Below are 16,165 nucleotides of genomic sequence, written 5' to 3' on the forward strand. Positions count from 1 at the left end.
AACGGGGGGCGGCCATTCCGGACAAGAGCGACGGCGTGCTGCTCGTCCACGCCGTCGGTGGCGGAGACCTGGGGCTCGCCTCCGCACAGACGGTTCCCGTTCTCAACGACACCCCCGAGGCGACGGGCACCGACCGCAGGCCGCTGCGGAAGCTCTTCGAGGCGCTGCCGCCGGTCTCCGCGCTCGCCCTGCTGGGGACGACCAACCCGGGCGGCCCCCTCGGCCTGCCGTTCGCCCACTGGGCCACGGAGATCGGGGCCCGTCTCGCCTCCGAGGAGGGACTGTGCGGGGTGCGCCTCGATCCCGGCGCGGTTCACGTCGTCGAGGTCGAGGAGCCCCGGATGGAGGCCGCCTCGCTGTCCCTGACGGCCTGGCTGGCACGGCACCGGCCGGAGAGGATCCTCATCAGCTACGGCTCCGGGGCGTTCGCGCTGAGCGCGGGCGCCCTGTGCGCCGCGCTGGAGACGTGCGTTCCCACCGGCCTCGTGCACATCGACGAGCCGCGCAGGCCGTACACGCTGGAACGTCCCCCGGACATGGCCGGGCACATGGAGTCCTGGCTGCTCAGGCACCGGTTCTGGGACGCGCTCGCGGAGACCGACCCCGGCGACGGGGAGCTGTGGCGGCTGCTGGCCGCCCGGCAGGCCGGGGACACCCGGCTCGCCGCGCGGACGCACGCGAGCGACACGATCACTCGGGGGGAGCTGGCGAAGTTCGCCGAGTTGCGCCCCACCATGCAGGCGGCCCTGTTCGAGCGGCTGGGGCGTGGCGAGGCCGCCGACCACGGCCTGCTGCGGGCCTGGTTCGGTGACCGGCTGCGCAAACTGTTCCGCGACGACCGGGATGGACTGCCCGTCAGGGTCAGGGAGCAGATCGAACGGCTCATCACCGCGCTCGGCACCCGGGACGACGACCAGGGCCACCTGTCCGGGCGGATCAGGCAGACCGCCCGCCTCATCGACGAGCGTGTCGACGCCGCCTGCGTCCGGCTGCTCAGGGACCAGGCGCTGACCGACCTCTACGCCAGGGCGTCGACCCACCGGGCGCATCTGCTGTCCGAACCCATGGGGCCGGGGCCGTTGCCACCCGGGCTGCTGACGGCGGCCGACCAGTGGGAACGGGGCGACCAGGGGGTCAGGCTCGTCGCGAAGACGGGCAGGACCGGCTGGCCCGTCCTGGGCAGCGGGGACGTCCTCGGACTCCTGGCCGTCGGACTGGACAGAGGCGACGGCCCCGCCGACGGCCGAAGGGACGCCGAGGACCGGCAGGCCATCCGGGTGGTCCTCACCGAGCTGCGCAGGCGGCTGGACCGGCTGCCGCGCAGGGGCGTCCCGCGGCTACGGCTGCCGGCCAGTCCCGAGGCCGCGCGGCGGGCGCACGCGCTCGCAGGCTGGGCCTCCTCCGTCGCCCTCGACACCGACGTCCGGGTGATCGAGGACGTCTCCGGCGGCATCGAGCGGGTCCGCGAGGTGATCGTCACCGCGCTACGGTCCGAGGCCGCGCCCACCGGCCGCACCGGCTCGGGCAGCCCCCGCGACATCGACGAACTGCTGCTGGTGCTCAACCCCGGGCCTCCGGCGACGAACTACGGCATGATCGCGGCGAGCGTGGAGTGGTCGCTGACCGCGGCCTGCCCGCTCCACGTCACGGAACTGGTCGGTCGCGGGAACGCCGCCCCCGAACTGCGCGGCGGCCGGCCGGTCCTGGCGCGTCTCGGCGCGGACCACGTCCTGGCCCGGCTGACCGCGAGCGCCGTCCACCGGCTGGACCTGCGCACCGCCGTACGGCTCGCCGGTCGAGGCTCGTCCCGGCTGCGCGAGTCGCTGCCCGCGATCGAAGAACTGGAGAAGGACCTGTTCGGCCCCGCCCCTTCCACCTGGACGGAGGGGGAACAGCGGGCCGCCGCGCGCAGGCGTCTGGTGTTGATCGCGGCGGCGTGCGGCGACCATCCGGGGCTGGCTGTCTACCTCGCCGTCTCCGCCCTCCAACCGGCGCTGTTCCCCTGGGGGGCTTGGAAGGACATGCGCGAGTCGCATCCCGCCCTGCGGGAGCTCGGACGGCGGGCGAACGAGGCCCTGCACGGCCACGCGCTGGACAGGCTCGACCGGCGAGGCCGTTCCGGCAACGGCGCGGACGGCCGTGGCGACGCGCGGGCGGTGTTGGCGCGGGCGATCGGCGAACTGGGTGGACCACTCAAAGGAGACGACGAGCTTATTGTTCGCCATAAATCGCTCATCGCCGAACTCTCTCTCGTATATCAGGAAAACGGTTGACGGTGATCGGACCGGCTGGAATTCTGATGCCGTTCAACGGCCGGTGCCCGCGAGCCTGAGCGGTTGTCTCCGCTCCCTCTGAGGACCTCGGATGTCGAGGTCGACGTCATAGAGCGCGCCAAAAAGCGCGTCCTTTCGTCATTCTCGGAGGAGCACCATGCACCTCGGCGATCTCGCCGCCCCCGATCGCTCGGCCGCCTTCCTCGTCTACCACGCGCTGATCTCCCCCACGCTGCGGGACCTGATCCGGGGTCCGCTGCGCAGGGCCAGACACGGCGGCCGTCCCTGCAGCGGGGTCAGCGGGACGCACTGGTGCGACGAGTGCGAGCAGGAGACGAACGACCGCCTGCTCGACGGATACGCCCCCCTCCGCAGGGCACTGGCCGGAGACCCGCCCCGCACCCGGGCGGGCGAACCGGTGCGCGAGCTTGAGACGGTCGCCCGCTGGGTGGCCTCCCCCGAGGCCGCCCGTCAGGACGTCGGTCACGCGGCCCTGCTGATCCGCAGGCGGCCCAGCGACGGGGAGCCCGCCGCGATCCGCGCGGCCCGCGCCCAACTCGTCCACTACCCGCTGCGCAGCCTGGAGGCGCAGGTACGCCGCAAGGTCGCGACGGCCAGGGGAGCCTCCGCCCAGCCGTTGCGCGACCTCAGGCAGGCCGACTGGGCCGCGCCGCTGCGCCAGGACCCGGTCGCCTTCGCCCTGCTGACCGACGCGGTCGTACGGCTGCGCGGCGTCACGCGCGACCTGTTCGCCGTCTCCCCGGCGGTGCTCGGCGAACACGGGCTGGACGTGCGAACGGCGCGGAGGCTGCTGCGCGACACGCTGGAACGGCTGCGCGAACTACGTCCCGCCTTCTACACGGCCAACGTGGCCGTCCACCTCGGGGAGCCCTCCCTCCCCCACGTCCACCCGCCGACCCCGGAGGAGGTGATCATCCACGGCGAGGAGGAACGGCTGGCCCGCGGAAGGCTGGCCACGCTGCTCGGCGACAGGCGCGCGCGGTACCGGCCCCTGATCGAGGCGGTCCGCGCCGCCGTCCCGGAAAGCGGCCCCGCCCTGGTCGAACAGACCGCCCACGCCCTCGGCCTCACCCCGAAGGCCGCGGAGAGGTTCGTCAGAACCCTCATCCGCCTGATCTCCCGCGCGAACCTTCTCTGACTCCGCCATCAAAGGACCCCGGTGGTTCCGGGGTCCTTGACGTACGGCCTAGCCGAGATGGCCGTGCTTGACGGTGGTGACGAAGGCGACCCATTCAGCGGGAGCGAAGACCAATACGGGGCCGGAACGGTCCTTGCTGTCACGGACGCCCATCCGGCCTCCGGCCAGCCTGGCGATCTCGACACAGTTGCCATCATTCGGGCCTGACAGGGAAGACTTCACCCAGGTGGCGCCGGTCAGGTCGTCCTTTTCCATCGGTCTCTCTTCTCCTCGATCATTCTCAACGAACTGCTCTGTGGGAGAGCCTCTGCACGGATCGCCTCGTACCACATCGACGCGGCTTTGGCGTCTGCTGGATCGTGTGACACCTGCCCGCGAATTGCCGATTCCAGGTACACGGTATCCGGCACCCCCGGACCCTGGGCAATCATAAAACCCCCGAGTACGCCGGTAGTGGAACGAGCTTCGGTCGGTAGGACTTGGATGACGATGTGCGGAGCCGCCGCACACTCCAGTAGGTAACCAAGCTGCCTGGCCATGACCGTATTGTCACCAATAGGACGGGACAATACGCCCTCGTCTACCACCGCCCAGAGGGCAGCCGGAGCGTCGCGCCAAAGAATTCGCTGCCGTTCCAGGCGGGATGCGACCCTTTTCTCCAGCTTTTGAAGAGGAGATCCTGGCTTCCCCATCAGAACGGCACGTGCGTAGTCCTCGGTCTGGAGCAGGCCAGGCACGATGAGAGGTTCCCAGGTGCGTAGCACGTCGGCGTGCTGTTCGGCCTCGACCCATGCCCTGAACCACGTGGGGAGCTTCGCAGCCGCGTTGTCGATCATTTCCTTGATCCGAATCAGCGCGCCTTCAAGCTCAAGGGCCTCATCGCACTTTTTGGCAAAAGCCACAGTTGGCGACTGTTGCCCTCTTTCTACGCCGCTGATCGTGCCGATCGAGTAGTTGACACGCACGGCGAGCTGCTGCTGTGACAGGCCCGCCTCGATGCGGTATTTGCGCAGCTCATACCCGAAATAGGCGGCGGGCGACTTGCCGGGGTCGAGCTTGGCGGGGTTCGGCATCTGGGACTCCTACGGTTCAAATCCGGTTACAACGGAAACACCAATAACCTCTTTAACCCGTTTGAATACTGACTGTAGCTGTGGTCTGCGAATCTGGTCAGGCGAATCCGAGAACACGGACGACCAGGCAGGGAAAATCATGGATCTTGAGGAGTCCCGTCTAGACAATCGCTGGACGCTCCTGGGCGCGGAGACGTTCGCCCTCGCACCGGAAGTCGTTTCGGAAGCCCGTGCCCGCCTTCGTCAATGGCTGGGAACCGACCATCCCGTATATGAGAGCGCGGAACTGGTCGTCTCCGAACTGGTGACGAACGCGGTCGTCCACTCGACGAGAGGAAGGCTGTACGGAAACAAGGTGAATCTGACCGTCACCGGTTCGGAGACCCGGATCTACATTCAGGTGATCGACCCCGGTGGACCCTCGTGGACACCGACCGTTCCCCGGGAGATACCGCCCGACCGGATAAGCGGCCGTGGACTGTGGCTGGTCACACGCCACTCCCGGCAGTGGGGCGTGCGGGACTACGGATCTCTCGGCCGCGCCGTGTGGGCCGTACTGGACATCCCGAAGAACCCTGATAACCGCTGAAGAACACGGTTCACGACGCAGGGCCCACCACCGGGACTATCTCCGGGGCGCCCAGGCGGATGGCGTCGGCCTCCTGGTCGGTGTCCTGTTCCTGGGAGAGGCGTTCGGCCTCGATCCGCTTGGTGTAGTGCTCGATCTCCCGTTTGATCTGTTCGTCGTCCCAGCCGAGCGGCCCGGCCATCAGTTCCGCGACCTCCTCCGCCACGGCCAGTCCCCGGTGGAAGGTCTCGATCGAGATGTGCGTGCGTCGTGACAGCGCGTCGTTCAGGTGCCGCGCCCCCTCGTGGGTGGCCGCGTGGACGATCTCCGCCCTGAGGTAGTCGTCGGCCCCCGTCAGCGGGAGCGCCAGGGACGGGTCCCGTTCGATCAGCGTGATGACCTCGTCGATCAGCGAGCCGTACCGCTGGAGCAGGTGTTCGATCCTGGCCACGTGCAGGCCGGAGGAGCCGGCCAGGCGCTGCCGGGAGTTCCACAGGGCCTGGTAGCCCTCGGCCCCGGCGAGCGGGATGCGGTCGGTGCACGACGGCGGGACGCGCTGGTCGAGGCCGTGGACCACGGCGTCGACGGCGTCCCTGGCCATCACGCGGTAGGTGGTGTACTTCCCCCCGGCCACCATGACCAGGCCCGGGACCGGGTGGGCGACCACGTGTTCCCTGGAGAGCTTGGAGGTCTCCTCCGACTCGCCCGACAGCAGGGGCCGCAGCCCGGCGTAGACGCCCTCGACGTCGTCGCGCGACAGCGGTACCGACAGCACCCGGTTGACGTGTTCGAGCACGTAGTCGATGTCGGAGCGGGAGGCGGCCGGGTGCGCCCTGTCCAGGTCCCAGCGGGTGTCGGTGGTCCCGATGATCCAGTGGCGGCCCCAGGGGATCACGAAGAGCACGGACTTCTCCGTGCGCAGGATGATCCCGGTGAGCGAGTGGATCCTGTCCCGTGGGACGACCAGATGGACGCCCTTTGAGGCGCGGACGTGGATCTGCCCGCGTCCGCCGACCAGTTCCTGGATGTCGTCGGTCCACACGCCGGTGGCGTTGACGACCTGGCGGGCCCGTACGTCCAGTTCGACGCCGTCCTCCAGGTCGAGCGCCCTGACGCCGGTGACCCGCTCCCCCTCGCGCAGGAAGCCGACCACCTGGGCCCGGGAGGCGACCTCGGCGCCGTAGGTCGCGGCGGTCCGCAGCATGGTCATCACGTAACGGGCGTCGTCCACCTGCGCGTCCCAGTACTGCACCGCCCCGGAGAAGGCCGTACGGCGCAGCGCGGGCGCCAGCCGCAGCGCCCGTCTGCGGGACAGGTGCCGGTGGCCGGGGACGCCCCGGGTGAACCCGAGGGAGAAGCCGAGCGTGTCGTACAGCGTCAGGCCCGCCCCGACGTAGGGCCGTTCCCAGCCCAGGTGGGTCAGCGGGAACAGGAACGGCACCGGCCTGACCAGGTGGGGCGCGATGCGCTGCAGCAGCAGGGCCCGTTCCTGGAGCGCCTCCCTGACGAGGTCGAAGTTGAGCTGTTCCAGGTAGCGCAGCCCGCCGTGGATCAGTTTGGACGACCTGGAGGAGGTTCCCGAGGCGAAGTCACGGGTTTCGAGGAGTCCCACGGTCAGCCCCCGGGTCGCCGCGTCGAGGGCGACCCCGGCGCCGACGACTCCGCCGCCGATCACCACCACGTCGAGTTCCTGGGCGGCCATCCGCCGCAGTGCCGTGGCCCGCTCGGCGGGGCCGAGCCGAGCCGTGCCCATTCGCGCCGTCATGTGCATCCCCCCGGGGTACGGGTCACCGGCTTGCTCCCAGGTACCTACCCCCTCGTTCCGTCCGTTACTACCGGTCGGTAGCTATTCACCCGACTCGACGCCGAGGATGGCGAGGAAGGCGGCGGCGGCCGGGGTGTGGCCGGTACGGCGCCAGATGACGTACTCGACCCGGCTCGGCGCGTCGGTGACCTCGATCGTGACGACCCCGGTGAGCCGGGGCACGTAGGCGCTGGGGAGCATGGCCACCGCGAGGCCCGGCCCGACGAGCCGGGTGATGTAGTCAGCGGTGGTCACCTCGAAGGCCACGTCCCGGCTGAGCCCGGCGGCGGCGAAGGCCTGGTCCGACTGGATGCGCCCGGCCGTCCCCACGGGGAAGTCCACGAACACCTCGCGGGAGAACCTGCGGAGGGTGACCGTGGGTTCGGCGGCGAGGGGATGGTCGCGCGCGACCACCGCGACGAGCCGGTCGCGGGCGAGTTCCCGTACGGCGACGCCCTCGGGACGCGCCGTGGTCGGCAGCCCGAGGAAGGCCACGTCGTCGCTTCCCTGCCTGACCTGCTCGGCGAGGTCGTCGCTCGCGCCGACCCGCAGGCTGATGCGCACGTTCGGGTACCGCTCGCGGAAGACACGCAGCGCGTCCGGGATGTCCACCGCGGCGACGGTGGGGATCAGGCCGACGGCGAGCCGTCCGCGCACCTCCCCGACGGCCGCGGCGACCTCGGCCGCGGCGCGTTCGGCGGCCTCCAGGCACTGGCGGGCGGCGGGAAGGAACGCCTCCCCGGCGGGCGTCAGCCGTACCCGGCGGCTGGTGCGTTCGAAGAGCCTCGCGCCGAGTTCCCGTTCCAGGCGCGCGATCTGGTGGCTGAGGGCGGACTGGACGACCAGGCACCGCTCCGCGGCCCGGGTGAAGCCGCCGGTCTCGGCGACGGCGACCACGTAGCGCATCTGCTGGAGTTCCATTGATCTATCGTGATTCACGATCGATGAGCTGACAAACATGTGTTGGACTCATCAATCGTCGTCCCGTGAGACTGCGAGGGTGACGAATCCAACCAATCTGCCGCGTACGGTCCTGACCGCGCTCGCGCCTCTGGTGTGGGGCACGACCTACGTCGTCACGACCGAGCTCCTGCCCCAGGGGCATCCGCTGTTCGCGGGGCTGCTGCGCGCGCTGCCCGCCGGTCTGCTCGCGCTGGCGATCACCAGGACGCTCCCGAGGGGAGTCTGGTGGGGCAGGGCCGCGGTGCTCGGCGTGCTGAACATCGGCCTGTTCCTGCCGTTGCTGTTCGTGACGGCGGAACGGCTGCCGGGCGGCGTCGCCGCGACCCTGGGCGCGGCCCAGCCGCTCGTCGTCGCCGTCCTGGCCGTGACGGTCCTGCGGGAGAGCCCCTCCGTCCGGCGGATCCTGTGGGGGGTGGTGGGCGTCGCCGGGGTCGGCCTGGTGGTGATCGGGCCGAACGCGGCACTCGACGCCACCGGGGTGGTCGCGGGTCTCGCGGGCGCGGTCGCCATGGCGCTCGGTGTGACGCTCACCAAGCGCTGGGGGCGGCCCGCCGGGGTCGGCCCGACCGCCTTCGCCGGCTGGCAGCTCACCGCGGGCGGCCTGTTCCTGGTCCCGGTCACCTTCCTCGCCGAGGGGGCGCCTCCGGCGATCGACCTGAACGCCGCCCTCGGCTACCTCTGGCTGGGGCTGGTCGGCGGCCTGCTCGCCTACGCCCTGTGGTTCCACGGCATCACCGTCCTGCCCGTCACCTCCGTCGCGGTCCTGGCCCTGCTGTCGCCGCTGGTCGCCGCCGTCCTCGGTGTCGTCCTGCTCGGCCAGACGCTCGGCCCGGTCCAGCTCGCCGGGTTCGGGCTCTCGCTCGCCGCGATCGTCGCGGGCCAGCTCCCCCAACCCGCCCGCCTCACCCCGTCCATGGAAAGGAAGACCTCATGAGGATCGTCGTCGTCGGAGCCGCGGGCATGGTCGGCTCGCGCGTCGTCAGCGAGGCCGTGAACCGGGGCCACGGCCTCGTCGCGGTGTTCAGGAGAACCCGGCCCGTCTCACCGCCCGGCGTGGTCCTCGTCGAGGGCGACGCCGACGACTCCGGCCGCATGGCGGGGCTGTTCGACGGCGCCGACGCGGTCGTGGCCGCCACCCGGCCCGTCCCCGGGCGGGAGCACACCGTCGCGGCGACCACGACGGCGCTGCTCGACGCCGCCGCGAAGACCGGCACGCGCGTCCTCGTCGTCGGGGGCGCCTCTCCCCTGCGGGTGCCGAACGATCCCGGCCTGCTCGTTCTCGACAGTCCCCGGTACGTGCCCCCGGAGATCCGTACCATCGCCGCCGCCAGCGCCGCGCAGCTGGACGCCTGCCTGGCGCACCCGGCGCGCTGGGTCTACCTCAGCCCGCCCGCCCTCCTCGAACCCGGGACCCGCACCGGGGAGTACCGGCGCGGCACCACGACCCTCATCGCCGACGCCGACGGCACCTCCCGGATCTCCGCCGAGGACCTCGCCGTGGCCGTACTCGACGAGCTGGAGAACCCCTGCGGGGACCGGCACCTCACGGTCGGCTACTGACGGACACCCCGTAGCCGTCGCTCGGCCTGGCGGACGCGGGCCGCCGCCTCGGGGGGAGCGGCCAGGGTGACACCGGCGTCGGTGAGGATGCTCAGGTCCAGGGTCCAGGTGATGGCCGAGCGGGTGTGCCACTCGGCGAACGCGGCGTCGATGTGGGAGTCGGCCTGGCCCGCGCTCATCCCGGTGACGGCCCGCAGGTGTGCGACGGCCTGGACCTCCTTGCCCTGTATCTGGGCCAGCCCCATGTGGGTGACGGTGTGGCAGTCGGTGCACAGGCACACCAGCCGCCGCAGCGCCTGGGTGCGGGCGGCCTTGTCGTAGGACCAGCGCTCGTGGGCCTCAAGCCAACGCTGGACGACCCGGTCCTCACCCCGGCCGCAGATCTCGCAGCGGTGTGCGGCGCGCCGGGTGATCATCCGGCGCAGCCGTTCCCAGTCGCGCCGGTCGACGCAGGACCGGACGTTGGTGAACCAGCACGAGGTGGGGACCAGATCGACGAACAGGCCGGAGCCGAAGGCGCGGTCCTCACCGGGCAGCAGGTCGGGCACGTCCGGCAGCGCCGCCCAGCGCTCCAACCCGGTCATACCGGCCTGAGGCGCGTACCACCTCCTGGCGGCCGGGTCCCACCGGGCACCCAGCGCCTTGGCCTCGTCCTTCTCGTCGTAGGGGACGTCCAACCAGAACCGTTCGGCAGCCATGCGTGATCTCCGTTCGGGGGTGAGGGGCCACCTGCCATCGGATCACGACACATCCCACCTGTCAGGCATATTTCTGGTTCTATACCTGCTCGGCGACAACCATCCTGGTACGGCGCCAGGCCACCGCGAGCAGCCCGATCAGCACCCAGAGCGGGACGGTGCCCACCGACCAGCTCAGGGCCATCGGCGGTCCCGGCTGCGGAAGCACCTGGAGGTCCTTCATGACACCCTCCCCCCGTCCCGAGGGCCCCTCGACGGCGAGGGAGAACCTCCAGGTGCCCTCCCTGGGCAGGGCCAGGGTGTCCATGCCCCACACCTCTCGCTTGCGCGGGTGCTTGGCCAGCCTGCTCCGGTGCTTCTGGCCTCCGGGCCCGGCCATGGTGATGGTGCCGTGTTTGCCGCCGATCCCGTCGTCGGGGGTGAAGGTGAAGTCCAGCGACTGCATGGCCCGCAGCGGCCAGGTGCTGAACCCCACGGTGACGCCGTACGGCCCCGCCTGGATCCGTTCGGTGTGCACGGTCTCGACCGGCGGATAGGCCAGGGCCGGGGTCGCGCTCGCCAGGACCAGGCCGGTCGCGGCCAGCACCGCCGCGACGGCACGCCGTGAACCGGAGAGAGAACCGAGAGGAGACACAGGTCACCGACCTTCCTGAGACGTGACGGGCGCCATCACGCGTAGCATGACGGCGAAGCGGCGGCCGAGGAACCCGGCCAGGGCCCCGGCGAGGGCGCCCACGGCGACCGTCGGCGCCAGGGGGAGGAACGACGGCAGCGAGTGCCCGTAGGCCAGGATCGTCTGTACCAGCCCACAGGTCGTGACGAGCGCCCCGACCAGGAGGCCCGTCAGCGGCGCGGCCAGGAGCCCGGTCCACCGGCGACCCACGGCCCGCATGATCCCCCAGGTCAGCACGGCGGCCACGAGCAGGGACATCGGCATCTGCGAGGGCACCAGCGGCGCCGCGGGCACGTAGTCGCGCAGCGGCAGGCCGACCCCGGCCGCGTACGCCCTGGTCGCCCAGGGCGAGAACCACCACAGCAGGCCCTGGGCGAGCGCGAACGCGACCCCGAAGCCCAGGATCAGCCGGGTGTCGCGCAGGAATCCCACGGCGGTGAACACCGTCAGCGTCGTCAGGAACGTGACACCGACCGCGATGGCGTCCACCGGGCCACCTTCGAACGCCTCAAGCCCCTGCGCGGCCACCAGGCTGAAGGCCAGCGTCACGATGAGGGCGAGCACGGCGCCGACCCTGGCCCAGGGGTGCTCCATGCCCGCGGCGAAGACCATCACGGCGCCGACCATGCTCAGCGTGATCGACAGCAGCAGGCCGATGTGCGGGGGTGAGGCGATCACGGCGTCGAAGCCGTACAGACTGTGCCACCACAGGTCGAACAGGCCGTAGAGCAGGAAGCCCGCAGAGCCGGTGCCGGAGACGAGGTAGCCGAGCGGCGCGGCGAAGGTCCCGCCGAACACCCGTACGGCCCGGCCGCCGACGGTGGCGTCGATCGCGCGGTCGTTGCGCCTGGCGGCGGTCGTCATGAGCACCACGGCCAGGCTGGCCAGCCCGGACAGGGCGCTGCCCGCGTACAGGAACAGGTGCGGCAGGGTGAAGAAGGTGTCCGGTCCCACGTCGATGTGCCACTGGATGTCCCAGCTCGCGGCCGTCAGCGAGAACGCCGCGCCCAGCAGGACGACATAGGCGGGGACCCATCCCTTGGGCGTGGTCACCGCTCGGGTGGACGCCGGGGCGCGTCCGCCGATCGGCAGCGCCCCGTCAGCGACGGTCATCGTTTCCTCCTCGGTTGTTTCGTTCATGTCGTCGTCCTCACGGACTCGCCCGGTCGCCGTGCCCACGGGCTCGCCGGCCACCGGTGTCCGCCGCGAGGCCGGTCGCCGGTGTCCGCCGCGAGGGTCCGTCGGTCCGTCGGTCACCGGGCCCTCGGGCCTCCCGGTCGCCGGTCAGGACGGGGTCACCCGGTCACCAGCACCGGGAAGGTGACCCGGTCGGTCCCTCCCGGCCCGTTCATGAGCACGGTGAACGCCCAGGCTCCGCCCATGGGCAGGGCCAGGCGTTCGGCCCGGTACCTGCCCGGCCCCTGGGCCACGGCGGGGACGGGTTCGAGGGCGTGGCCCATGTTCGTCATGACCGGCTCGACGGTGACGCTGCGCAGTGTCACCGGCCGTCCCCGCAGGTCGGCCACGTCGACCGTCACGGGGCCCGTCCCCGAGCGTTCGACCGTGAGCCGTACCCGGTAGTGCTCCGTCCCGTTGCGCAGCACCGTCGGCCCCGAGCCGCCCCGCGGCCACAGCAGCCACAGCGCGGCACCGGCCAGTACGGCGACGCAGACGGCCGCCCACGCCCCCCGGCGCCTCATGAGTCCCCCTCCTTCGCCGTGACGTCCAGCACGGCCGGTACGGTCACCAGCGCGTAGCCGCGCTCCACCTGCGCCCAGAGCCGGTAGCGGCCCGGTTCGGGGAAGGTGTGGGTGAAGCGCACCTCGGGCCCGAACATCGCGACGGTCTCGTCCGGACGGCTCGCCGCGCCCCTGGGCCTGGGGGCCATCGCGTGCACGTGCCCCCAGACCGGCGCGGTCTGCGCGGCGGCGCCGACCGGTGTGGAGTCCGGCAGCGGCCCGACGACGATGAGGTGTCCCACCATGCCGAGCCACGGCTGCAGGTCGGCGCGCTCACCGACCTTGACGGTGACCGTGGTGGCGGCCCCGGCCGACGGCGCCGTCACGGCCAGGTCGACCCTGACGCCGTCGATCTCCCTCGGGCCCGGGCCTCCGGGCTGCGGCGCCGCCGCGACGGGAGTGGTACCCGGGGCGACGTCCAGCCCGGAGGCCGAGCGGACCAGTTGCACGCCGCCGCCCCGTCTGGCCAGTTCCGCCGAGATCGCGTAGTGCCCTGGCTCCGCCAGGGCGAGGCCGACCCGGTAGCGGCCCGGACCGGCCATGACCGGGTGCAGGTGCCACAACCGGCCGGACGGTGAGACGACCAGCAGGTGGACCAGCGCGTCGTCGTGGACGAGCAGGTCCTCGACCGGCCGTCCCGTCGAGCCGTCCGTCAGCAGCAGGTCGAGGTCCGCCAGGCGTCCCGAGGTCGTCTCCGAGACGCGTACCAGCATGTTCACCGGTGGCCGTGAGTAGTCGGCGTTCACCGGCCTGGCCGCCGTGTAGGGCGAGACGACGTTGTCCACGGTCGCGTCCACCTGCTGGCCGGGCAGCGGCGGTTGCGGGGTGAGCGGGGACAGCGCGGCGCCGGTCACCCCGGTGGCCAGGGCCGCGACCATCCCGCAGGCCGGGACCAGCGGAAGCCACCAGCGCCGCGACCACACCGCCGTACCGAGCGCGAGGAGCAGCAGTCCGCCCGCCACCGAGAAGCCCGCGTAGGCGACCGTGTCGGGAGGCGAGCTGACCGGGGCGGGCACGACGAACGGGATCCGCCCGCTGTCACGGCCGTCGTCGACGGTCAGCTCCCACGGCCCGGGACGGTCGACCCGCAGGGTCGTGCCGTACACGCCGGGTGTGGCGCCCAGGACCAGCTCTCCCTGGCTGACGACGGTGCCCGAGGCGGGCAGGCCGTCGTCGGCGCCGCTGGCCCCGGTCGGGACCAGCCGCAGGGTGAGCCTCCCCCCGCCGACCCCCGGACCGGTTCCCGAGGTGGCCCCCGCGTGGGTGAGGACCTCGACGCGCAGCGGGCCTGGCACCTCGTCCACCCGGCGCAGGATGACCGAGAGCTCACGGGTGCCCAGGGTCTGGGCGACGTGTACGTCCTGTCCCGTGGGCGCGCCGTCGGCCAGCGCGGGCCGTTGACCGACCACCAGCACGGCCGCCAGCAGGACCACGAAGGCCGGTATGAACAGCACCCGGTGTCCGTAGGTTCTCATCGCGGCCGACGCTAACCGGGGCGCCACGGGGATTTCGTCACCTGGGAGCGGGATCCGGGTCCCCCGTTTGAGGGACACGGCGGCCCCCACCTGCGAGAACGCGCCTCAGCCGATCACCGGGCGGTACGGCCCGCGAAGGCCGTGCCCACGGGGGATACCGTGTTCTCCCCCATGGGGAGGGATCTTCCCTCCCGGAGGGAGAGCGGGCAGCATGCCGGGTGGGGACCGACGAGGAGCGAGGGCCATGGGACGTGACGCCAGCCGGTCGCTGGCCGGCCAGTCGTTGCTGGTCGCGGGTGTGTGCATGGTGGCGGACTCGGGCGTGTTCCTGCTCGGCAACCGGCCGAGCGGCGTGTGGCAGTACTGGCTGGCCCTCCTCGCCGTCCTGGTGATCGACGCGTTGCTGGCCACCCCTCCCCGTTTCTCCGGCGTCGTCGCGGTGGTCCACGGCCTCGCCGTCATGATGCCCGCGCTGCTGTTCCCCGGCGCCCTCTGGCACCCGGTCGAGGCCGGCCTCCTGGTCGCGGGATACCGCGCGGGGGCGTGGCTGCGCTCGACGCAGGCGTTGACCGCGCTCGCGGCGCTGGCGGCGGGGGTCACGGGAAGCTATCTGCTGACCGTCGGCCACATCGCCGTCCGCCCGATGAGCCCGATCGTCCTGGGGATCGACCTCACCGCCAGGGTGCTGCTGCCCTGGATGGTCGGGCGTTACACGACCGAGCGGCGCGCCTACATCGCCGAGTTGGAACGCCAGGCCGAGCTGCGGCTCCATGACGAGCGGGCGGCGGTACAGCGAGCCGTCGCCGAGGAGCGCAGCGCCATCGCCAGGGACCTGCACGACGTGATCTCCCACCACGTCAGCGCGATCGGCATGCACGCGGGCGCGGCGCGGCTCGGGCTCGGCGCGCCGCCCGGCGACGGCTCGGCGGACCGGGCCTACAGGTCGCTGTCCGCCGTCGAGTCGAGCAGCCGCGCGGCCATGGCCGACCTGCGCATGCTTCTGGCGATCCTGCACGGCGACGAGACCGAGACCGGGCGGCGTCAGCCGGGCCTGAACAACCTCGACGAGCTGCTCGACGGCGTGCGGGCCGCGGGCCTGAAGGTCACGCTGACCACCCACGGCCCGCCCCGTGAGCTGCCCGGCTCACTCGACGTCGCGGTGTACCGCGTCGCGCAGGAGGCCCTCACCAACGCCCTGCGGCACGGCCGTGGCGAGAGCGTCGGCGTCGAGCTCGAATACCGGGAGACAGAGGCGGTCGTGACCGTGACCAACCAGCTGGGCGAGTGGCACGGCCCCTTCGAGGAACGGAGTTCGCCGCACCGGGGCCTGGCCGGGATCAGGCAGCGGGTCGCGCTGTTCGGCGGCCGGATCACCTACGGCGTACAGCCCGACGGCAGACACTGGCAGGTCAGGGCCAGCTTCCCCCTGGAACGGCCATGCCCCTGAGCGACCGCCGCAGCCAACCGATGAGACATGTGTAAGATATGAATGACAGGTGTAAGTCGGTGTGATGGGAGTTGGACGCTGACCAGTGAGGAGCTACTGAGAGCGCTGGCGGCCGTCGGCCACCCGCAGCGGCTCAGGATCATCGCCGAGTTGTCGGCGGGGCGGCTGCACGTCAGTGAGCTGGCCCGGCGGCTGGGCATCTCACGGCCTCTGCTCTACATGCACCTCCAGCGTCTGGAGGAGGCCGGGATGATCACCGGCGAGCTGGAGCTCTCCCCCGAGGGAAAGGCGATGAAGTTCCACGAGCTGGTGCCGTTCAGGGTCTGCGTCACCGTGGACACGGTTCTTGACGCTCTTCGCGCGGACGAAGCGGACGAAACGGCCGGTAAAGAAGGGCAGGAGAGCCAATGACGAAGGAAACGATTCTCCCTCTGGGCGTCATATTGATCTGCACCGTGGGCGTCACGGTGGCCTTCGTGCTCAGTGCCAGGCTGTACAGGACGGCCATGGCGGAGTATCGGGCGGCCGTCGACCGGATGACCAGGCAGCAGGACCAGGTGACCGCCCAGCTCACCGAGCTGAACGGCCGGGTCGCGGAGGTCGAGCGCATCCTGCGCAGCGTCGGCTGACCCGTTCCGCTGATCACAAGAACGGGGGCGGCGAGTGCCAGCTCGCCGCCCCCGTGAAGGAAGTCGCGCGACCACGCCGTTTCCGGCGTGCCTTCATGCGCACG

General features: G+C 71.6%; 17 protein-coding genes. 8 read left to right on the forward strand and 9 right to left on the reverse strand.

The genetic code is table 11. The features are described 5' to 3' along the window. Positions 1-35: 35 nt before the first annotated feature. Complete coding sequence (locus ACFOYY_RS29240) at positions 36-2,273, forward strand: hypothetical protein (protein ID WP_386193902.1); 2,238 nt, start codon at positions 36-38, stop codon at positions 2,271-2,273. Positions 2,274-2,430: 157 nt separating this feature from the next. Then, positions 2,431-3,432: a hypothetical protein gene (locus ACFOYY_RS29245; RefSeq protein WP_386193905.1), complete on the forward strand. Its 1,002-nt coding sequence runs from the start codon at positions 2,431-2,433 to the stop codon at positions 3,430-3,432. Between the two features lie 48 nt (positions 3,433-3,480). Here the strand turns inward: ACFOYY_RS29245 and ACFOYY_RS29250 are convergent, their stop codons facing one another. Both ACFOYY_RS29250 and ACFOYY_RS29255 read right to left on the reverse strand, forming a co-directional pair. Further along, positions 3,481-3,687 carry a DUF397 domain-containing protein gene (locus ACFOYY_RS29250; protein ID WP_386193907.1) on the reverse strand — a complete coding sequence of 69 codons (207 nt, stop codon included), beginning with the start codon at positions 3,685-3,687 and terminating at the stop codon, positions 3,481-3,483. Beyond that, positions 3,669-4,505, reverse strand: coding sequence for a helix-turn-helix domain-containing protein (locus tag ACFOYY_RS29255; protein ID WP_386193910.1), 837 nt, complete (start codon positions 4,503-4,505; stop codon positions 3,669-3,671). The genes ACFOYY_RS29250 and ACFOYY_RS29255 overlap by 19 nt, the downstream gene beginning before the upstream one ends. A 139-nt stretch (positions 4,506-4,644) precedes the next feature. Here ACFOYY_RS29255 and ACFOYY_RS29260 point away from each other — a divergent pair, with 139 nt between their 5' ends. Beyond that, positions 4,645-5,094: an ATP-binding protein gene (locus ACFOYY_RS29260; protein ID WP_362773088.1), complete on the forward strand. Its 450-nt coding sequence runs from the start codon at positions 4,645-4,647 to the stop codon at positions 5,092-5,094. 10 nt (positions 5,095-5,104) lie between these two features. On the opposite strand, the gene ACFOYY_RS29265 is transcribed toward ACFOYY_RS29260, so the two are convergent. Both ACFOYY_RS29265 and ACFOYY_RS29270 read right to left on the reverse strand, forming a co-directional pair. Next, positions 5,105-6,838 (reverse strand): glycerol-3-phosphate dehydrogenase/oxidase, encoded by a 1,734-nt coding sequence (locus ACFOYY_RS29265; protein ID WP_386193914.1) that lies wholly within the window; start codon positions 6,836-6,838, stop codon positions 5,105-5,107. Positions 6,839-6,919: 81 nt separating this feature from the next. Continuing rightward, on the reverse strand, positions 6,920-7,798 hold the full coding sequence (locus ACFOYY_RS29270; RefSeq protein WP_352015529.1) for a LysR family transcriptional regulator: 879 nt from the start codon (positions 7,796-7,798) through the stop codon (positions 6,920-6,922). A gap of 79 nt (positions 7,799-7,877) precedes the next feature. On the opposite strand from ACFOYY_RS29270, the gene ACFOYY_RS29275 reads away from it, so the two are divergent. After that, positions 7,878-8,774, forward strand: coding sequence for an EamA family transporter (locus ACFOYY_RS29275; protein WP_386193919.1), 897 nt, complete (start codon positions 7,878-7,880; stop codon positions 8,772-8,774). Further along, a complete protein-coding gene (locus ACFOYY_RS29280; protein ID WP_386193922.1) occupies positions 8,771-9,400 on the forward strand; it encodes an NAD(P)-dependent oxidoreductase in 630 nt (209 codons plus the stop codon). The genes ACFOYY_RS29275 and ACFOYY_RS29280 overlap by 4 nt, the downstream gene beginning before the upstream one ends. On the opposite strand, the gene ACFOYY_RS29285 is transcribed toward ACFOYY_RS29280, so the two are convergent. The 5 genes from ACFOYY_RS29285 to ACFOYY_RS29305 form a co-directional block, all read right to left on the reverse strand. Then, positions 9,394-10,098: a DUF5710 domain-containing protein gene (locus ACFOYY_RS29285; RefSeq protein WP_362773103.1), complete on the reverse strand. Its 705-nt coding sequence runs from the start codon at positions 10,096-10,098 to the stop codon at positions 9,394-9,396. The two genes, ACFOYY_RS29280 and ACFOYY_RS29285, sit on opposite strands and share 7 nt — an antisense overlap. Before the next feature lie 79 nt (positions 10,099-10,177). Then, on the reverse strand, positions 10,178-10,732 hold the full coding sequence (locus ACFOYY_RS29290; RefSeq protein ID WP_352015533.1) for a hypothetical protein: 555 nt from the start codon (positions 10,730-10,732) through the stop codon (positions 10,178-10,180). 3 nt (positions 10,733-10,735) lie between these two features. After that, a complete protein-coding gene (locus tag ACFOYY_RS29295; protein WP_352015534.1) occupies positions 10,736-11,884 on the reverse strand; it encodes a hypothetical protein in 1,149 nt (382 codons plus the stop codon). A gap of 182 nt (positions 11,885-12,066) precedes the next feature. Next, positions 12,067-12,471: a FixH family protein gene (locus ACFOYY_RS29300; protein ID WP_352015535.1), complete on the reverse strand. Its 405-nt coding sequence runs from the start codon at positions 12,469-12,471 to the stop codon at positions 12,067-12,069. Beyond that, a complete protein-coding gene (locus ACFOYY_RS29305) occupies positions 12,468-13,985 on the reverse strand; it encodes a hypothetical protein (RefSeq protein WP_386193927.1) in 1,518 nt (505 codons plus the stop codon). Before ACFOYY_RS29305 ends, ACFOYY_RS29300 begins: the two co-directional genes overlap by 4 nt. Before the next feature lie 244 nt (positions 13,986-14,229). Here ACFOYY_RS29305 and ACFOYY_RS29310 point away from each other — a divergent pair, with 244 nt between their 5' ends. The 3 genes from ACFOYY_RS29310 to ACFOYY_RS29320 are packed head-to-tail and all read left to right on the forward strand — an operon-like array spanning position 14,230 to position 16,061. After that, positions 14,230-15,432: a sensor histidine kinase gene (locus tag ACFOYY_RS29310; protein WP_386193930.1), complete on the forward strand. Its 1,203-nt coding sequence runs from the start codon at positions 14,230-14,232 to the stop codon at positions 15,430-15,432. 42 nt (positions 15,433-15,474) lie between these two features. Beyond that, positions 15,475-15,843, forward strand: a complete 369-nt coding sequence (locus ACFOYY_RS29315; RefSeq protein ID WP_386193933.1) for an ArsR/SmtB family transcription factor — start codon at positions 15,475-15,477, stop codon at positions 15,841-15,843. Continuing rightward, a complete protein-coding gene (locus ACFOYY_RS29320; RefSeq protein ID WP_386193935.1) occupies positions 15,840-16,061 on the forward strand; it encodes a hypothetical protein in 222 nt (73 codons plus the stop codon). Before ACFOYY_RS29315 ends, ACFOYY_RS29320 begins: the two co-directional genes overlap by 4 nt. Positions 16,062-16,165 lie beyond the last annotated feature (104 nt).

The organism is Streptosporangium jomthongense, from assembly GCF_042650425.1.
GTDB lineage: Bacteria > Actinomycetota > Actinomycetes > Streptosporangiales > Streptosporangiaceae > Streptosporangium.

Excerpts from the sequence above, each read along its gene's own strand:
- ACFOYY_RS29280 (WP_386193922.1), top strand. The coding sequence starts at position 8,771 with ATGAGGATCGTCGTCGTCGGAGCCGCGGGCATGGTCGGCTCGCGCGTC.
- ACFOYY_RS29295 (WP_352015534.1), bottom strand. The coding sequence starts at position 11,884 with ATGACCGTCGCTGACGGGGCGCTGCCGATCGGCGGACGCGCCCCGGCG.
- ACFOYY_RS29315 (WP_386193933.1), top strand. The coding sequence starts at position 15,475 with ATGACAGGTGTAAGTCGGTGTGATGGGAGTTGGACGCTGACCAGTGAG.
- ACFOYY_RS29255 (WP_386193910.1), bottom strand. The coding sequence starts at position 4,505 with ATGCCGAACCCCGCCAAGCTCGACCCCGGCAAGTCGCCCGCCGCCTAT.
- ACFOYY_RS29305 (WP_386193927.1), bottom strand. The coding sequence starts at position 13,985 with ATGAGAACCTACGGACACCGGGTGCTGTTCATACCGGCCTTCGTGGTC.
- ACFOYY_RS29285 (WP_362773103.1), bottom strand. The coding sequence starts at position 10,098 with ATGGCTGCCGAACGGTTCTGGTTGGACGTCCCCTACGACGAGAAGGAC.
- ACFOYY_RS29310 (WP_386193930.1), top strand. The coding sequence starts at position 14,230 with ATGGGACGTGACGCCAGCCGGTCGCTGGCCGGCCAGTCGTTGCTGGTC.
- ACFOYY_RS29265 (WP_386193914.1), bottom strand. The coding sequence starts at position 6,838 with ATGACGGCGCGAATGGGCACGGCTCGGCTCGGCCCCGCCGAGCGGGCC.
- ACFOYY_RS29245 (WP_386193905.1), top strand. The coding sequence starts at position 2,431 with ATGCACCTCGGCGATCTCGCCGCCCCCGATCGCTCGGCCGCCTTCCTC.
- ACFOYY_RS29300 (WP_352015535.1), bottom strand. The coding sequence starts at position 12,471 with ATGAGGCGCCGGGGGGCGTGGGCGGCCGTCTGCGTCGCCGTACTGGCC.
- ACFOYY_RS29250 (WP_386193907.1), bottom strand. The coding sequence starts at position 3,687 with ATGGAAAAGGACGACCTGACCGGCGCCACCTGGGTGAAGTCTTCCCTG.
- ACFOYY_RS29270 (WP_352015529.1), bottom strand. The coding sequence starts at position 7,798 with ATGGAACTCCAGCAGATGCGCTACGTGGTCGCCGTCGCCGAGACCGGC.
- ACFOYY_RS29320 (WP_386193935.1), top strand. The coding sequence starts at position 15,840 with ATGACGAAGGAAACGATTCTCCCTCTGGGCGTCATATTGATCTGCACC.
- ACFOYY_RS29260 (WP_362773088.1), top strand. The coding sequence starts at position 4,645 with ATGGATCTTGAGGAGTCCCGTCTAGACAATCGCTGGACGCTCCTGGGC.